The 15,602-nt window shown below is 73.4% G+C and carries 13 protein-coding genes; 8 read left to right on the plus strand and 5 right to left on the minus strand.

Translation table 11 applies throughout. The annotated features are described in order from the left end of the window. Positions 1 to 60: 60 nt before the first annotated feature. The 3 genes from EI169_RS05615 to EI169_RS05625 form a co-directional block, all read right to left on the minus strand. Positions 61 to 1,704 carry a DNA repair helicase XPB gene (locus tag EI169_RS05615; protein ID WP_125131458.1) on the minus strand — a complete coding sequence of 548 codons (1,644 nt, stop codon included), beginning with the start codon at positions 1,702 to 1,704 and terminating at the stop codon, positions 61 to 63. 103 nt (positions 1,705 to 1,807) lie between these two features. Further along, complete coding sequence (locus EI169_RS05620; RefSeq protein WP_125131459.1) at positions 1,808 to 3,529, minus strand: helicase-associated domain-containing protein; 1,722 nt, start codon at positions 3,527 to 3,529, stop codon at positions 1,808 to 1,810. Between the two features lies 1 nt (position 3,530). Beyond that, a complete protein-coding gene (locus EI169_RS05625; RefSeq protein WP_125131460.1) occupies positions 3,531 to 3,797 on the minus strand; it encodes a multidrug ABC transporter ATPase in 267 nt (88 codons plus the stop codon). A gap of 106 nt (positions 3,798 to 3,903) precedes the next feature. On the opposite strand from EI169_RS05625, the gene EI169_RS05630 reads away from it, so the two are divergent. Beyond that, positions 3,904 to 4,287, plus strand: coding sequence for a cold shock domain-containing protein (locus tag EI169_RS05630; RefSeq protein WP_125131461.1), 384 nt, complete (start codon positions 3,904 to 3,906; stop codon positions 4,285 to 4,287). Next, on the plus strand, positions 4,271 to 5,011 hold the full coding sequence (locus EI169_RS05635) for a DUF3027 domain-containing protein (protein WP_125131462.1): 741 nt from the start codon (positions 4,271 to 4,273) through the stop codon (positions 5,009 to 5,011). The genes EI169_RS05630 and EI169_RS05635 overlap by 17 nt, the downstream gene beginning before the upstream one ends. Positions 5,012 to 5,092: 81 nt before the next feature. Here EI169_RS05635 and EI169_RS05640 read toward each other — a convergent pair whose 3' ends face one another. Both EI169_RS05640 and serC read right to left on the minus strand, forming a co-directional pair. Beyond that, entirely contained in the window at positions 5,093 to 5,419 is a 327-nt protein-coding gene (locus EI169_RS05640) for a hypothetical protein (RefSeq protein ID WP_205783880.1), read from the minus strand. Positions 5,420 to 5,427: 8 nt separating this feature from the next. After that, on the minus strand, positions 5,428 to 6,540 hold the full coding sequence (serC, locus tag EI169_RS05645; protein ID WP_125131463.1) for a phosphoserine transaminase: 1,113 nt from the start codon (positions 6,538 to 6,540) through the stop codon (positions 5,428 to 5,430). A 126-nt stretch (positions 6,541 to 6,666) separates the two neighbouring features. Between serC and EI169_RS05650 the strand changes: the two genes are divergently transcribed. The 6 genes from EI169_RS05650 to EI169_RS05675 all read left to right on the plus strand — a co-directional run bounded on the left by EI169_RS05650 (position 6,667) and on the right by EI169_RS05675 (position 15,568). After that, positions 6,667 to 7,365, plus strand: coding sequence for a metal-dependent transcriptional regulator (locus EI169_RS05650; RefSeq protein ID WP_125131464.1), 699 nt, complete (start codon positions 6,667 to 6,669; stop codon positions 7,363 to 7,365). 233 nt (positions 7,366 to 7,598) lie between these two features. Further along, a complete protein-coding gene (locus EI169_RS05655) occupies positions 7,599 to 8,480 on the plus strand; it encodes a M23 family metallopeptidase (RefSeq protein ID WP_240640652.1) in 882 nt (293 codons plus the stop codon). A gap of 335 nt (positions 8,481 to 8,815) precedes the next feature. After that, complete coding sequence (locus tag EI169_RS05660; RefSeq protein WP_125131465.1) at positions 8,816 to 9,313, plus strand: HNH endonuclease; 498 nt, start codon at positions 8,816 to 8,818, stop codon at positions 9,311 to 9,313. Positions 9,314 to 9,819: 506 nt separating this feature from the next. Further along, a complete protein-coding gene (locus EI169_RS05665; RefSeq protein WP_240640654.1) occupies positions 9,820 to 10,545 on the plus strand; it encodes a hypothetical protein in 726 nt (241 codons plus the stop codon). A gap of 1 nt (position 10,546) precedes the next feature. Next, on the plus strand, positions 10,547 to 12,112 hold the full coding sequence (locus EI169_RS05670) for a DNA polymerase Y family protein (protein ID WP_125131466.1): 1,566 nt from the start codon (positions 10,547 to 10,549) through the stop codon (positions 12,110 to 12,112). A gap of 39 nt (positions 12,113 to 12,151) precedes the next feature. Beyond that, on the plus strand, positions 12,152 to 15,568 hold the full coding sequence (locus tag EI169_RS05675; protein WP_125131467.1) for an error-prone DNA polymerase: 3,417 nt from the start codon (positions 12,152 to 12,154) through the stop codon (positions 15,566 to 15,568). Positions 15,569 to 15,602: the final 34 nt, after the last annotated feature.

Below are 15,602 nucleotides of genomic sequence, written 5' to 3' on the forward strand. Positions count from 1 at the left end.
CGGCCGTTTCCGGCTCCGTGTTCGCGATGGGCGGACTCCGGATGCCGCGGCGCGGCGCCGTTACGCGGCGATCAGCTCGTCCGCGTCGAGGATCGTGTAGGCGTAGCCCTGCTCGGCGAGGAAGCGCTGACGGTTCTGCGCGAAGTCCTGGTCGACCGTGTCGCGGGAGATGAGCGTGTAGAAGCTCGCGGTGTGGCCGGATTGCTTGGGGCGCAGCAGGCGTCCGAGGCGCTGGGCCTCCTCCTGGCGCGAACCGAACGACCCCGACACCTGGATGGCGACGGAGGCCTCGGGCAGGTCGACCGAGAAGTTCGCGACCTTCGACACCACGAGCAGCGAGATCTCGCCCTCGCGGAACGCCTGGAACAGCTCTTCGCGCTCGGCGACGGGAGTCGAGCCCGTGATCTGCGGCGCATCCAGAGCCTCGGCGAGCACGTCGATCTGGTCGAGGTACTGCCCGATGACGAGGATGCGCTCGCCGGCGTGACGGCGCACGAGCCCGCGCACGACGTCGATCTTCGCCGGCGCGGTGGCGGCGAGGCGGTAGCGCTCGTCGTCCGCCGCGGCGGCGTACTCGAGGCGGTCGCCGGCGGGGAGGTCGATGCGCACCTCGTAGCACGCGGCGGGGGAGATGAAGCCCTGCGCCTCGATCTCCTTCCACGGCGCGTCGAAGCGCTTGGGGCCGATGAGGCTGAACACGTCGCCCTCGCGGCCGTCTTCGCGCACGAGCGTCGCGGTGAGGCCGAGGCGGCGGCGCGCCTGCAGGTCGGCGGTGAGCTTGAACACGGGCGCGGGCAGCAGGTGGACCTCGTCGTAGACGATGAGGCCCCAGTCCAGCGCATCAAGCAGCGCGAGGTGCGCGTACTGCCCCCCGCGCTTGGCGGTGAGGATCTGGTAGGTCGCGATCGTGACGGGCTTGATCTCCTTGACCTGGCCGGAGTACTCGCCGATCTCCTCGGGCGTCAGCGACGTGCGCCGCAGCAGCTCGTCGCGCCACTGCCGCGCGCTCACGGTGTTGGTCACGAGGATGAGCGTCGTCGTCTTCGTGCCGGCCATGGCGCCCGCCCCGACCAGCGTCTTGCCGGCGCCGCACGGCAGCACGACGACGCCCGAACCGCCCTCGGCGAAGGCCTCGACCGCCTGCTCCTGGTACGGGCGCAGGTGCCAGCCGTCTTCGGCGAGGTCGATCGGATGCGGCGTGCCCGGTGTGTAGCCGGCGAGGTCTTCGGCCGGCCAGCCGATCTTCAGCAGCTCCTGCTTGATGTGCCCGCGCGCCCACGCGTCGACGACGTACGCGTCGGGGGAGGGGTGGCCGATCAGCAGCGGCTGGATGCGCTTGTTGCGGGCGACCTCGGCGAGCACGGCCGGGTCGGTCGAGCGCAGCACGAGCGCACCCTCGTCGTCGCGCTCGATGACGAGCCGGCCGTAGCGGCCGACCGTCTCGCGGATGTCGATCGACACCGACGCGGGCACGGGGAAGCGCGACCAGCGGTCGAGGGTCGCGAGCATGTCCTCGGCGTCGTGGCCTGCGGCGCGCGCGTTCCACAGGCCGAGCCGCGTGATCCGGTAAGTGTGGATGTGCTCGGGTGCGCGCTCGAGCTCGGCGAAGACTGCGAGCTCGTGGCGCGCGCTCTCCGCATCCGGGTGCGCGACCTCGAGCAGCACGGTGCGATCGCTCTGCACGATGAGGGGGCCGTCAGACATAGCCTCCCATTCTACCGCCGCGCCGGAGCCCCGAGCGTGCACGGTCGCGGCGAGACCGCTCCGCCGGGCGTGCACTCTCGCCGCGCGGGTGCACTCTCGCGGATCACGCGACGGGGTGCACGCTCGCGATGCTCGCGAGCGGCAGCGTCCGCTCGACGTCGGCGCCGCGGTCGCGCCCGCGCAGCCGCCCGCCGCCGAGACCGCTCGCCTCGAGTCGGAACGTGCGGGAGCTGCCGTCGGGGAGGCGGACGACGACGTCGATGACGGCGCGGGCCCGCACGGCCTGGTCGAGCTCGCGCTCGAGCCACGCCGCATCCGTGTCGTCGCCGGCGCTGCCCGCGCGCAGGCGCGCGAGCAGGTCGGCGTAGCGGTCGGCGGCGCGCACGGGCTCGACGTCGGCGGCGACGCGCAGGCGGTCGACCGGCTGCGGCGCGCCGTCCTCGTCGACGGCCACGACCGGGTAGCGCGCGTCGGCCAGGGCCCACAGCACGGTGCCGGCCGATACGCGCGTGGCAAGCGACGCGCCGTCGCGCACGAGGCCGAGCGGGCGCAGCGCCTGGTCGACGGCGACCGTCTCGAGGGTCGCGGGGTCGTCGCTCAGCACGCGCGTGCGGCCGTCGTCGTCAGCGCCGACGCGCAGCAGGCCGTGCCGGTCGGCGTTGCGCGCGATGAGGTATTCGAGCGGCTGCGGGATGCCCGTGAGCGAGATCTCCCGCAGGAACGCGCGCACCGAGTCCGCCGTCTCGCCGGCGGTGATCGCGGCCGCGAGCGATTCCGCGCTGAAGCGGTACGTCGAGGCCTGCGCGCGCGACTCCCGGACGGCCATCGACCGCAGCCGCACATCCAGCGCCGGCGGCAGCGGCCCCGGCGCGATCGCCGTGAGGTCGTTCTGCAGATAGATGCGGTCGACCTCCGACGGGAGGTAGGCGCCGAGCGCGGCGAGGTCGGGATCGCCGCCAGCCGCCATCGGCCGCGCCCACGGCGGCTCGCCGCCTCCCGGCGCGAGGAGCCCCCACGCCACGCCGTACGCGCGCCACAGCCCCGCGACGCTCGGCCAGGCCGTGTCGTACGGGTACGCGGCGTGCCACGTCGTCGGCGCGATCCAGCCGCCGTCGGCGGTGCGCAGCGCCGCGGGCATGGCGTCGCGGAGCCGCCGCGCGGCCAGCGCCCACCGCTCCGACGTCGGGCTCGAGACCCACGCGCGTCCCGACTCCGTCACGAGCCACGCGCGCTCGTCGGCGCGCAGCAGCCCGGTGCGCTCGGCAAGGCTCACGAGCAGGTCGGCCGCGTCGGCGTCGGCGGCCGCCCCGGCGTCGACGAGGCCGCGCCGGTCGGCGGCGCCGAGGGCGCCCGAGCCGATCCGCGTGAGCGGGTGCCGCAGGGCGTGGAGCAGGATGTCGGCGAGCGATGCGGCCGACGTGAAGGCGCGCTCGGCCGCGGCGGCATCCTCGTCCGCGCTCGCCGTGCGTGCGCCCGCGGTCACACGCGCGGGGGACTCGCGATCGCCGACGGCGACGGCGACCGCGCTGAAGGGCCGGCCCGCCGCATCCGTCAGTCCGGCGCTCGCGAGCCGGGGACGCGATTCCGGTGCGACCGTGCCCTCGGCGCGCACGGCCTCGTCGAGCGCGACGGCGTCGTCGAGGGGCAGGACGGCGAGGCCCCGCGCGATCGACGCCGGATCGAGCAGCGCCTCGGCCGCGTCGAAGAAGTCGCGCCACGCGGCGGATGCCGACACCGCGCGCGCGGCGAGGAGGTCGGCCAGGTCCGCGTCGTCGCGTTCGGCCAGTGCGAGGGCGAGCGCGCGCTCGTCGGAGGTCGCCGGCACGTCACTCGCCCCGGTTGGCCCGAGCCCTCCGCACGAAGCTCATGATGAGCACCGTGATCAGCATCGCGAAGGCGAGGATCGGCGCGATGTAGACGACGACGCCGACCGTGGGCCACAGCCCCGACGCGAAGTCGACCTTCGCCGCCGAGCCGAGGATGATCGCGAAGAAGCACGCGATCGACAGCACCAGCAGGCCCAGCGACATGAACGCCAGGATCCGATCGATGCGGCGGACCGGAAGGTCGCCGCCGGGCGTTCGCGTGCTCATCCGCCTCAGCCTAGCGGTTCGGGGTGTGGCGTACGCTAGACGGGCGGCCGGTCGGCCGTTCATCATGTCCGTCCGTCCGCGGACTCGGTTTCAGCGAGGTTTTGTCATGCCCACCGGCAAGGTCAGGTTCTACGACGAGGAGAAGGGGTTCGGCTTCATCACCACCGATGACGGCCAGGACGTCTTCCTGCACGCCACGGCCCTGCCCGCCGGCACGCCCGCGCCCAAGGCCGGCACGCGGCTGGAGTTCGGGGTGGCCGACGGCAAGCGCGGCCTCCAGGCGCTCTCGGTGCGCGTGCTGCAGGCGCCGCCGAGCCTCGCGAAGCGCTCGCGCAAGTCGGCCGACGACATGGCGATCATCGTCGAGGACCTCGTGAAGCTCCTCGACGGCATCGGCGCGGACCTCCGCCGCGGTCGATACCCCAGCGGCTCGCACGGCAAGAAGGTCGCCGCGGTCCTCCGCAAGGTCGCCGATGACCTCGAAGCCTGACGCCGTCGACGAGCGCCTGCTCGCCGCGCACGATCTCGCCCGCGCGGCGCTGCACGAGGTGACCCCCGCGGCCACCGTCGGTGACCCCGCGGGCTACACGCTCGAGGATGAGGGCGTCGTGTCGCTGCGCTTCGCGAACCGCCTCGCTGGATACCCCGGATGGTTCTGGACGGTGAGCGTCGCGGTCGTCGAGGGCTCCGAGCCGACGGTGCTCGAGGTCGAGCTGCTGCCCGGCGACGACGCGCTGCTCGCACCCGAGTGGGTGCCGTGGGCGACGCGGCTGGCGGAGTACCAGGCGGCGCAGGCGGCGGCGCAGGCCGAAGCCGCGATCGCCGAGGATGAGTCCGACGACGCGGACGACGACGATCTGGACGGTGACGAGCTCGAGGACGACGAGCTCGACGACGAGGACGACCTCGACGAGGACGACGACGAGCTCGACTCGGACGGCTCGCCGATCCTCCACGCGGGCGACCTCGACGGCGTCGACATCGACGAGCTCGACCCCGACGAGCCCGACGACGACGACGAGGACGCGGACGCGGACGACGATTCGGACGACTCCGACGACTCCGACGACGACGAGCCGGACGACGACTCCGACGAGTCCGACGACGCGGACGACTCCGACGAGGACGAGTCCGACGACTCCGACGACGAGCCGGACGACGACTCCGACGAGGACGAGTCCGACGACGACGTGGTCAGGGCGCGCCGTGCCTGAGCAGCGCACCATCCGCACCTCGACGAGACCGTCGATGCCGGGCTCGGCGAACTCCGTGCCGTCGGCGCGGAAGCCGTTGCGCTAGACATAGATCGTGTACAGGTGCAGCGGCCGCGCGGGCGGGAAGCCCTTCTCGGCGTCTGGCCCCGCGGCCGCGCCGGCCTGCGCGAAGCCGACGATGCTGCGCCCGCGCTCGGCGACGGCGACGCGCTCAGGCGCGGGATCACGCGACAGGATGCTGCGCCACATCCGCTGCCGCGCCGTGAGGGCCTCGTCGCCGAAGAAGCGCTCGGGCAGTAGGGCGCCGTACGTCTCGCGCCAGCTCTCGACGTGCACGCGCGCGATCGCGTCGGCGTCGTCCGCCGACGGCGTGCGGATGACGACGGGGGCGTGCGCGGCGGGCGTCACCTCCGGAGTCAGAGGCGCTCGAGGGTGTAGTCGATGCAGCGGATGAGCTGACGCACGTCGTCGGGCTCGATCGAGACGAACGTCGCGATGCGCAGCTGGTTGCGTCCGAGCTTGCGGTACGGCTCGGTGTCGACGATGCCGTTGGCGCGCAGGCTCGCAGCGACCGCCGCCGCATCCACCGTCTCTGCGAAGTCGATCGTCACGACCACGGGCGACCGGTCGGCCGGGTCGGCGACGAAGGGCGTCACGAGTTCGGACGCCTCCGCCCACGCGTACAGCTCGCCGGACGACTCGCTCGTGCGCGCGTGCGCCCACGACAGCCCGCCGTTGTCGAGGATCCACTCGAGCTGGTCGTCGAGCAGCAGCAGCGTCGCGAGGGCCGGGGTGTTGAGCGTCTGCTCCAGGCGCGAGTTGTCCAGCGCGTTCTTCAGGCTCAGGAATTCGGGGATGTACCGGCCGGATGCGGCGATCCGCTCGATCCGCTCGATCGCCGCGGGCGACACGGCCGCGAACCACAGGCCGCCGTCGGAGCCGAGGTTCTTCTGCGGCGCGAAGTAGTAGACGTCGGCCTGGGACATGTCGAAGTCGATGCCGCCGGCCGCGCTCGTGCCGTCGATGACGGTCAGCGCGCCCTCGTCGCCGTGCACGCGCTCGATGGGGGTCGCCACACCCGTGGAGGTCTCGTTGTGCGGCCACGCGTAGACGTCGACGCCCGCCACGGGCTCCGCGACGGCGCGCGTGCCGGGATCGGCCTTGCGCACGTCGGGCGCCTCGAGCCATGGCGCGCCTGCGGCGGCGGCGAACTTGCCGCCGAACTCGCCGAAGACGAGGTTCTGCGCGCGGGAGTCGATGAGGCCGAAGGCCGCGGCGTCCCAGAACGCCGTCGATCCGCCGTCGCCGGCGATGATCTCGTAGCCGTCGGGGAGGCGCAGCAGCGCGCCGAGACGCTCGCGCACGCTTCCCACGAGCGCCTTCACGGGCTTCTGCCGGTGCGAGGTGCCGAGGATCGTGGCCCCGCGTGTGACGAGTGCCTCCAGCTGCGCTCCGCGCACCTTCGAGGGTCCGCATCCGAAGCGTCCGTCGGCGGGCAGCAGGTCGCGAGGCAGGTCCACGTGCGGCATGCGACGAGTCTAGGGCGCGGCCCACGGCCGCCCCGGCCGTGTGACGACGGCCCTCGGCGCCGATCCCCGTGTCCGCGGCGTTGGATAGGCTGGAGGTCTACCCGAACGAGCGCTGAGGAAGCCCCCATGACCGATCTCATCGACACCACGGAGATGTATCTGCGGACGATCCTCGAACTCGAGGAGGAGAACATCGTGCCGCTGCGCGCACGCATCTCCGAGCGTCTCGGGCACTCCGGTCCCACGGTGTCGCAGACGGTCGGGCGGATGGAGCGCGACGGCCTCGTCGTCGTCTCGGACGACCGCCGGCTCGAGCTGACCGACGCCGGGCGGCAGAAGGCCGTCGACGTCATGCGCAAGCACCGTCTCGCCGAGCGCCTGCTCAGCGACGTCATCGGCCTGGACTGGGCGTTCGTCCACGAAGAGGCGTGCCGCTGGGAGCACGTCATGAGCGAGCAGGTCGAGCGCCGCCTCGTCGAGCTCCTCGGCCACCCCACCGAGTCGCCCTACGGCAACCCGATCCCGGGCCTCGACCAGCTGGGTGACGTCCCCTCGAACACGTTCGAGCAGGGCGTGGTGGGGCTCGTGCGCAAGCTCAACGACGTCGGCGGCCCGATCACCGGCACGGTCCGGCGCCTGGCCGAGCCGGCGCAGGTCGATCCCGAGCTCCTGCAGCAGCTGAAGGCGGCCGGTGTGGTCCCCGGCGCGCGCGGCGACTATCGCTTCAACGAGGGCTACGTGCTCGTCCAGATGGACGGCGATGAGGAGGGGCTCGAGCTTCCCGTCGAGGTCGCGTCGCACATCTTCCTCGTCGACGAGCGCTGATCCTCCCCACCCCGATCCGCCGCACGGCTGTCCACAGCCCGCGGGCTGAACGTGACTTATTCGTTACCTTCGGGTAGCCTCGGTCTGTCCACAGGCGAGAAGCCCGCCGTCGGACCCCACGCAGATTGCCTCTCCGGCTCGTCGTCTGCGGTGGGTGAAGCCCGCACACCGTGCCACACACCGAGTGCCGACGAGCCAGCGCCCGCCCGGGGCGCAGAGGCGCCGGAGGAAATTTGGCTGAGAACACCCCGTCGGTCGGCGACGCACCCGAGCAGGAGCCGACCGGAATGACGCGGCGCTCCCGAGCGCGCGTCGCCCGACCCTCGTCCCGACCCGTCACCCCCCGCAACACCGCGGTCGCCACGCGTCCGCCGCGCGCCGACCGCCCGAAGCGCGGCGTCGCCAAGCCCGTTCGCAGCGTCGCGATCCTCTCGATCGTCGCGGGGCTCGTCGCGACCGTCGCCATCCCGGCGTATGCGGCGTGGCAGCCCACGGCCGAGGCCAAGACGCTGCAGCAGGCGTCGGCCGGCGATGCGCAGTCGATGGTCGTCGCGTCCGAGGCATCCGCCGCCCAGCTCGACCGCAGCAGCTACTCGGCCACGACGTCCGAGGAGATCGCGAAGAAGAAGGCCGCGGAGGCCGCCGCCGAGCGCGCCCGCCAGCGCGCCGCGCAGTCGGTCTCGCTGTCGTCCGTCGACCTGTCGATGGTCTCGCCCGGCTCGGGCGAGGTCCGCTGGCCGGTCGTCGGCTTCAAGAAGGGCCGCGGCCTCGGCGACTCCGGCTACCACCAGGGCGTCGACCTGCTCCTCGCGTGCGGCCAGCCCGTCTACGCCGCCGCCGCGGGCGTCGTGCGTGTCTCGCAGGAGAGCTTCGGCGGCTACGGCGTCGCCATCACGATCGACCACGTCATCAACGGTCAGCGCGTCAGCACGCTGTACGGCCACATGACCTACGGCAGCCGCGTCGTGCAGTCGGGCGAGACGGTCGCCGCGGGCCAGCTCATCGGCCTCATCGGCAGCACGGGCAGCTCGACGGCGTGCCACACCCACTTCGAGGTGCGCATCAACGGGTCGGTCGTCGACCCGTGGGCGTGGCTGGAGCAGAACGCCGGCTGATCCTCTCGTCCGTGCCGAAGGGGCGTGTCAGGGAGTGTTCTCCGACACGCCCCTTCGCGTTCGCCCGCGCCGACCCCCGGGCGTGTCGCGGTGGGTTAGCCTTTCCTCGACGCTGAGAGAAGCGGGGGAAGCCGATGGACCGCACACCACGCATCCGCACCATGGATGCGCTCGGGCTGCTCGTCCTTCGGCATCATGTGCACGGATGCCACGGCCTCACCGTGGCGCCCGAGGCGCTGTCCATGTGACAGCGCCTTTTTTCATGCCCTGCGCCGACCGATCCGTCGCGAGTCGAATATCCGAGAAGCCGTCCCGGCCATTCGAGAGGAAGCGGAATGCGCACTCTGGTGCTGAATGCGGGCTACGAACCGCTCGCCGTCGTGTCGTTCAAGCGGGCCATCGTGCTCGTGATGAACGAGAAGGCCACCGTCGTCGAACGCGTCGAGGGTGATCCGGTGTGGGGGACCGGCGGCAGCGTCGATCGCCCCGCGGTGATCATCCTCACCCGGTATGTGCGGGTGCCCGGCGGCAGACGCGTGCCGGTCACGCGCCGGGGTGTGCTCCGCCGCGACGGCCACCGCTGCGCGTACTGCGGCAAGGCCGCCGCCACGATCGACCACGTGCTGCCGCGTTCGCGCGGCGGCAAGGACACGTGGGAGAACCTCGTGGCGTGCTGCCTGCGCTGCAACAACGTCAAGGGCGACCGCACGCCGCAGGAGATGTCGTGGGAGCTGCGGCTGGTGCCCGGCGCACCGCGCGGCTCGCAATGGACGGTGCGCGGCACCGACCGCGCCGACCCGCGGTGGGAGCCCTACCTCGCCCTCGCCGCCTGAGCCGCGGCCGATCGGCGCCTCGCCGTCCGATCCGGCCGAGGCCGCCGTGCCGTGCGCGCGCGCAGAATTCAGGCTGAGCCGGCGTCTGGCCGGGCTCCGCGCCCCGAGCGGTCGGCTGAGCCTGAATTCTGAACGGTGTCGGAGGTCGGCCGCGCGACCGATCGGCGCCTCGGCCGTCCGATCCGGCCGAGGCCGCCGTGCCGTGCCGCGCGCGCAGAATTCAGGCTGAGCCGGCGTCTGGCCGGGCTCCGCGCCCCGAGCGGTCGGCTGAGCCTGAATTCTGAACGGTGTCGGAGGTCGCCGCGCGGCCGATCGGCGCCTCGCCGTCCGATCCGGCCGAGGCCGCCGTGCCGTGCGCGCGCGCAGAATTCAGGCTGAGCCGGCGTCTGGCCGGGCTCCGCGCCCCGAGCGGTCGGCTGAGCCTGAATTCTGAACGGTGTCAGAGGTCGTCTCTATCTTCGAACCACGGGATTGAAGGTGTAGAACGCATGTTCTAACCTGTGGGAGTGAGGGCGATCATGCGGGACCAGGCGCACGCGGTGCCGGACATCCACGCCCTGCGCGCCCAGCTCGAGCGTATGCAGGGGCGCCGACTCGGCGCCCCGGTCCTGCCCACCCACCCCGCCTTCGCGGGGCTGCTGCCCGGTGGCGGCCTCAAGCCCGGCGCGGCGTATTCGCTCGCGCCGTCGGCGTCGCTGCTGCTCGCGCTCATGGCGCGCCCCTCCCAGGACGGTACGTGGTGCGGCGTCGTGGGCATGCCCGATCTCGGCGCCGAGGCCGCCGAGCGCTACGGTCTCGACCTCGACCGGCTCGTGTTCGTGCCCGACCCGGGCTCGCGGTGGCTCGCGGTCACCGCGACGATCGCCGAGGTGCTGCCGGTCGTGGCGGTGCGTCCGCCCACGCGCGTGTCCGACGGGGAGGTGGCGCGACTGGCCTCGCGGCTGCGCGACCGCGGCGCGGTGCTGCTCGTGCAGGGGGCGTGGCCGCAGGCCGAGGCCGTCATCGAGGTCGCCGACCCGCGGTGGTCGGGGCTCGGCGCCGGCCACGGGTACCTGGCCGGGCGCGAGCTGACGGTGTCGGTCACGAGCAAGCGCTCGCCGGGGGCGCGGCGCGTGCGGATGCTGCTTCCCGCCGCCGACGGCGGGGTCACCGTCGTGGGCGCTCCTGCCGAGCGCCTCCAGCCGCGCGAGCGTCCGGCGTTCGCGCGGGAACCGGTGCGGGCGGTGGGGTGACGTGCCCGCGCCGGTGCGCAGCCTCGTGCTGTGGTTCCCCGACTGGCCCGTGACCGCCCTCGTGCGCGAGGCGGTGAGCCCGCCGCGCGCCGGCACGCCCGTCGCGGTGTTCGAGCGGAACCTCGTGGTCGCGTGCAACGGCGCGGCCCGCGCGCAGGGCGTGCGCCGCGGCCAGCGCCGGCGCGACGCGCAGGCGCGATGCCCCGGGCTGCAGGTGGTCGCCGCCGACCTCGCGCGCGACCACCGCGAGTTCGCGCCCGTCGTCGCGCGCATCGAGGAGCAGGCGCCGGGGGTGCAGATCGTGCGGGCGGGACTGTGCGTGCTGCGCGCCCGCGGGCCCGCGCGCTACTACGGCGGCGAGGCCGAGGCGGCGCGGGCGCTGTGCGACGCGCTCGCCGCCGACGGCGTGCCCGACGTGCGCGCCGGCGTCGCCGACGGCCCGTTCACGGCCGAGCAGGCCGCGCGCGCGGGCACGCGCCCCGACGCGCCGGTGCGGATCGTCGAGCCGGGGGAGTCGGCGGCGTTCCTCGCGCCGCTGCCGGTGACCGCGCTCGAGGACGACGAGCTGGCGGGCATCCTCGCACGCCTGGGCGTGCACACCCTCGGCCAGTTCGCCGCGATGCCCGTCGAACGCGTGCGCGAGCGGTTCGGCGGCCCCGGCGAGCGCCGGCACGCGCTGGCCGCCGGCGCCGACTCGCGCCCCGTCGAGCCGCGCGTGCCGCCGCCCGAGCTGCACCGCGACGTGGCGTTCGAGCCGCCCCTCGAGCTCGCCGACCAGGTCGCGTTCGGCGTGCGCGTGGCCGCGGAGGAGTTCATCGCGCGGCTCGGCGCGCACGACCTCGTGTGCACCGAGCTGCGCGTCGTGCTGACGGGGGAGCGGGGCGAGCGCAGCGAGCGGGTGTGGCTGCATCCGGGATCGTTCGACGCGGCCGCGGTGGTCGACCGCGTGCGATGGCAGCTGGCGGCGCTGCACGAGTCGCAGGCGCCCGGGTCGAAGGTGTTCGGCAGCGGGGTCGCGGCGGTGCACATCGCGCCGGAGGCGGTGGATGCGGCGGCCCACCACGCGATCGGACTGTTCGGCGCCGGGTCGGACGAGCGCGTGCACCACGCGCTGTCGCGCGTGCAGGCGATGCTCGGGCACCGCGGTGTCGTGACGCCCGTGATCGGCGGCGGGCGCTGGCTCGCCGAGCGGCAGGTGAACGTGCCGTGGGGCGACCGGGCGGTCGTGACGAAGGATCGCGCACGGCCGTGGCCGGGGAGCCTGCCTGACCCGCTGCCGGCGACGGTGTACCCCGAGCCGCGCCTGGTGGAGGTGACCGACGCCGCCGGGCGCGCGGTCGCCGTCGGCGAGCGGGAGGCGCTCAGCGGCGCGCCCGCGATGCTCGAGGCGGGCGGGTACCGCCGGGCGATCACGGCGTGGGCGGGGCCGTGGCCGATCAGCGAGCGCGGCTGGGATGCGCTCCGCCGCCGTCGGGCGCACCGCTTCCAGGTCGTCGACGCCGACGGCATCGCGTGGCTGCTCGTGTGGGAAGAGGGCGAGTGGCGGGCGGAGGGGCGCTATGACTGAGGCCACTTCGATGAAGCCGCGTCGGGGCGGAGGGCGCTGATGGGCTTCCACAACCCGCCCGTGAAGTGGTCGGAGCTCGAGCGCACGCTCAGCGACACCCGACGCCCGCGCGACGTGCCCGCCAACGGCGACGGCGGCGACAGCCCTGCGTGGTCGCGCAAGCGCGGCAAGTACGTCGCGCCCTCGATCGAGCGGCCCGCCGACGCGGTGCCGTACGCCGAGCTGCACGCCCACTCGTCGTACTCGTTCCTCGACGGCGCCTCCTCGCCCGAGGAGCTCGCCGAAGAGGCCGAGCGCCTCGGGCTGCACGCGCTGGCCGTGACCGACCACGACGGCTTCTACGGCATCGTCCGCTTCGCCGAGGCGGCGGAGGCGCTGAACGTGAAGACCGTGTTCGGCGCCGAGCTGTCACTGCAGCTGCCGAAGCCGCAGAACGGCGAGCCCGACCCCGTCGGAGCGCACCTTCTCGTGCTCGCGCGCGGCGAGGAGGGCTACCACCGCCTCGCCGCCGCCATCACGCAGGCCCAGCTCGCCGGCGCCGAGAAGGGGCGGCCGCGCTACGACCTGGCGGCGCTCGCCGAGCACGCCGGCGGGCCGCGCGACCCGCACTGGGCGGTGCTGACCGGATGCCGCAAGGGCACCGTGCGTCGCGCGCTCGCCGCGGGCGGGCCGGCGGCCGCCGCATCCGCCCTCGAGGACCTCGTCGCGCTGTTCGGCCGCGACGCGGTCAACGTCGAGCTGATCGACCACGGCAACCCCACCGACACGCGCGACAACGACGTGCTGGCCGCGCTCGCCGCCGAGCGCGGGCTCCCGGTGCTCGCGACGAACAACGTGCACTACGCGGTGCCCGAGCGCGAGCTGCTGGCCGCCGCGGTCGCGGCCGTGCGCGCGAACCGCGGCCTCGACGAGCTCGACGGCTGGCTGCCCGCGCACGCCGGCGCCCACCTGCGGTCGGGGGCGGAGATGGCGCGGCGCTTCGCGCGCTACCCGGGCGCGGTCGCGCGGACGGTGACCCTCGCCGACGAGCTGGCCTTCCCGCTGCGCAAGGCCAAGCCGGCGCTGCCCAAGCAGCACGTGCCCGACGGGCACACGCCGATGTCGTACCTGCGCACGCTGGTGTGGGATGCGGTGCCCCGCAAGTATCCGCGGCTCACCGAAGAGCAGCGCCGCCGCATCGAGGGCGAGCTCGACGTCATCGAGTCGAAGGACTTCCCCGGCTACTTCCTCATCGTGTGGAGCATCGTGCAGGAGGCGCGCCGCCGCGGCATCCTGTGCCAGGGCCGCGGATCGGCCGCGTCGAGTGCGGTGTGCTACCTGCTGGACATCACCGCCGTCGACGCGATCCACTACAACCTGCCGTTCGAGCGGTTCCTCTCGCACCTGCGCGACGAGGAGCCCGACATCGACGTCGACTTCGACTCCGACCGGCGCGAGGAAATCATCCAGTGGGTCTACGGCAAGTACGGCCGCGAGCGGGCCGCGCAGGTGGCCAACGTCATCCAGTACCGGCCGAAGAACGCCGTGCGCGACATGGCCAAGGCGCTCGGGCACTCGCCCGGGCAGCAGGACGCGTGGTCGAAGCAGGTCGAGCGCTGGGGGGCGACGCTCGAGTCGGCCGACCACGACATCCCCGACCAGGTCATCGAGTTCGCCTCGGAGCTGCTGCGTGCCCCGCGGCACCTCGGCATCCACTCCGGCGGCATGGTGCTCACCGATCGGCCGGTGGGCGAGGTCGTGCCCATCGAGCACGCGCGCATGGACAACCGCACCGTCATCCAGTGGGACAAGGACGACGCGGCGTGGATGGGACTGGTGAAGTTCGACCTGCTGGGGCTCGGGATGCTCGCGGCGCTGCAGTACTGCTTCGACCTCATCCGGGAGGCGACGGGGGAGGAGTGGCGCCTGGAGACCCTGCCCAAGGACGAGAAGGCCGTGTACGACATGCTGTGCCGGGCGGATTCGATCGGCGTGTTCCAGGTGGAGTCGCGCGCGCAGATGGGGCTCCTCCCGCGTCTGCAGCCGCGGGAGTTCTACGACCTCGTCATCCAGATCGCGCTCGTGCGTCCCGGCCCGATCCAGGGCGGCGCGGTGCATCCGTTCGTCCGCCGCAAGCTCGGGCAGGAGGAGGTGACGTACGTGCACGAGAAGCTGCGACCCGTGCTCGAGCGCACCAAGGGCGTGCCGGTGTTCCAGGAGCAGCTCATGGGCATGGCCGTCGCGATCGGCGAGTGCTCGGCGGCGGATGCGGACGTCCTCCGCCGCGCGATGGGCTCCAAGCGGGGTATCGAGCGGATCGAGTCGATCCGCGAGCAGCTGTTCCGCGGCATGATCGAGGTCAACGGGCTCTCGCAGCAGGAGGCCGACGCGATCTACGCCAAGATCCAGGCGTTCGCGAACTTCGGGTTCGCCGAGTCGCACGCGCTGTCGTTCGGGCTGCTCGTGTACGCGAGCTCGTGGATCAAGCTGCACTATCCGGCGGCGTTCCTCGCGGGGCTGCTGCGCGCGCAGCCGATGGGCTTCTACTCCCCGGCGACGCTCACCGCCGACGCCCGGCGGCACGGCGTGGAGGTGCGCCGGCCCGACCTGCACCGCTCCGGCGTGCAGGCGACGCTCGAGCCGGTCGCCGACGCCGCGCGAGCGCAGGGCCCGACCGGGCTCGACACGTGCACGCATCAGGATCAGCCGCCGGTCGGCGAGTTCGACCCCGCCGCACCCGACGAGACGGCGGCGCACCGGCGCGACGGCGCCTTCGCGGTGCGGCTGGGGCTCGCCGCGGTCACGGGCATCGGCGTGAAGGCGGCCGAGCGCATCGTGGCCGAGCGCGAGGCATCCGGGCCCTACCGCGATCTGCGCGATCTCGTGCGGCGCACCGGGCTCACCGCCGCGCAGCTGGAGGCGCTCTCGACGGCGGGCGCGTTCGAGAGCCTCGGCATCAGCCGCCGCGCGGGCATCTGGCTCGCCGGATCGGCCGCCCAGGACCGGGCGGAGTTCCTGCCCGACTCGATGCTGTCGGTGCAGCCGCCGCTGTTCGCCGACCAGACCAGCTACGACATCCTCGCCGCCGACCTGTGGGCGACGGGGGTCTCCACCGACGACCATCCGATGACGCACTACCGGTCGGCGCTGGATGCCCGCGGCGTGCTCACCTCGAGCGAGCTTCGTCGACACGAGAACGGCCGGCGCGTGGAGGTGGCGGGGCTCGTGACCCACCGGCAGCGTCCGGCGACCGCATCCGGCATCACGTTCCTCAACCTCGAGGACGAGCACGGGCTCGTCAACGTCATCTGCTCCGTCGGCGTGTGGAACAGGTATCGCCGCATCGTGCGGGATTCGCCCGCGCTCATCGTGCGCGGCATCCTGGAGCGGTCGGTGGAGGGCGTGACGAACCTCGTCGCCGACGCGTTCGAGGATCTGCGTGTGGGTGTCTCGCACTCGTCGCGCGACTTCCGCTGAACCGGATGCCCGCGACCGCCGTCGATAGACTGCG

The sequence above is a fragment of the Microbacterium sp. 10M-3C3 genome (assembly GCF_003931875.1).
Taxonomy (GTDB): Bacteria; Actinomycetota; Actinomycetes; order Actinomycetales; family Microbacteriaceae; genus Microbacterium.

Excerpts from the sequence above, each read along its gene's own strand:
- EI169_RS05615 (WP_125131458.1), bottom strand. The coding sequence starts at position 1,704 with ATGTCTGACGGCCCCCTCATCGTGCAGAGCGATCGCACCGTGCTGCTC.
- EI169_RS05625 (WP_125131460.1), bottom strand. The coding sequence starts at position 3,797 with ATGAGCACGCGAACGCCCGGCGGCGACCTTCCGGTCCGCCGCATCGAT.
- EI169_RS05630 (WP_125131461.1), top strand. The coding sequence starts at position 3,904 with ATGCCCACCGGCAAGGTCAGGTTCTACGACGAGGAGAAGGGGTTCGGC.
- EI169_RS05635 (WP_125131462.1), top strand. The coding sequence starts at position 4,271 with ATGACCTCGAAGCCTGACGCCGTCGACGAGCGCCTGCTCGCCGCGCAC.
- serC (WP_125131463.1), bottom strand. The coding sequence starts at position 6,540 with ATGCCGCACGTGGACCTGCCTCGCGACCTGCTGCCCGCCGACGGACGC.
- EI169_RS05650 (WP_125131464.1), top strand. The coding sequence starts at position 6,667 with ATGACCGATCTCATCGACACCACGGAGATGTATCTGCGGACGATCCTC.
- EI169_RS05660 (WP_125131465.1), top strand. The coding sequence starts at position 8,816 with ATGCGCACTCTGGTGCTGAATGCGGGCTACGAACCGCTCGCCGTCGTG.
- EI169_RS05675 (WP_125131467.1), top strand. The coding sequence starts at position 12,152 with ATGGGCTTCCACAACCCGCCCGTGAAGTGGTCGGAGCTCGAGCGCACG.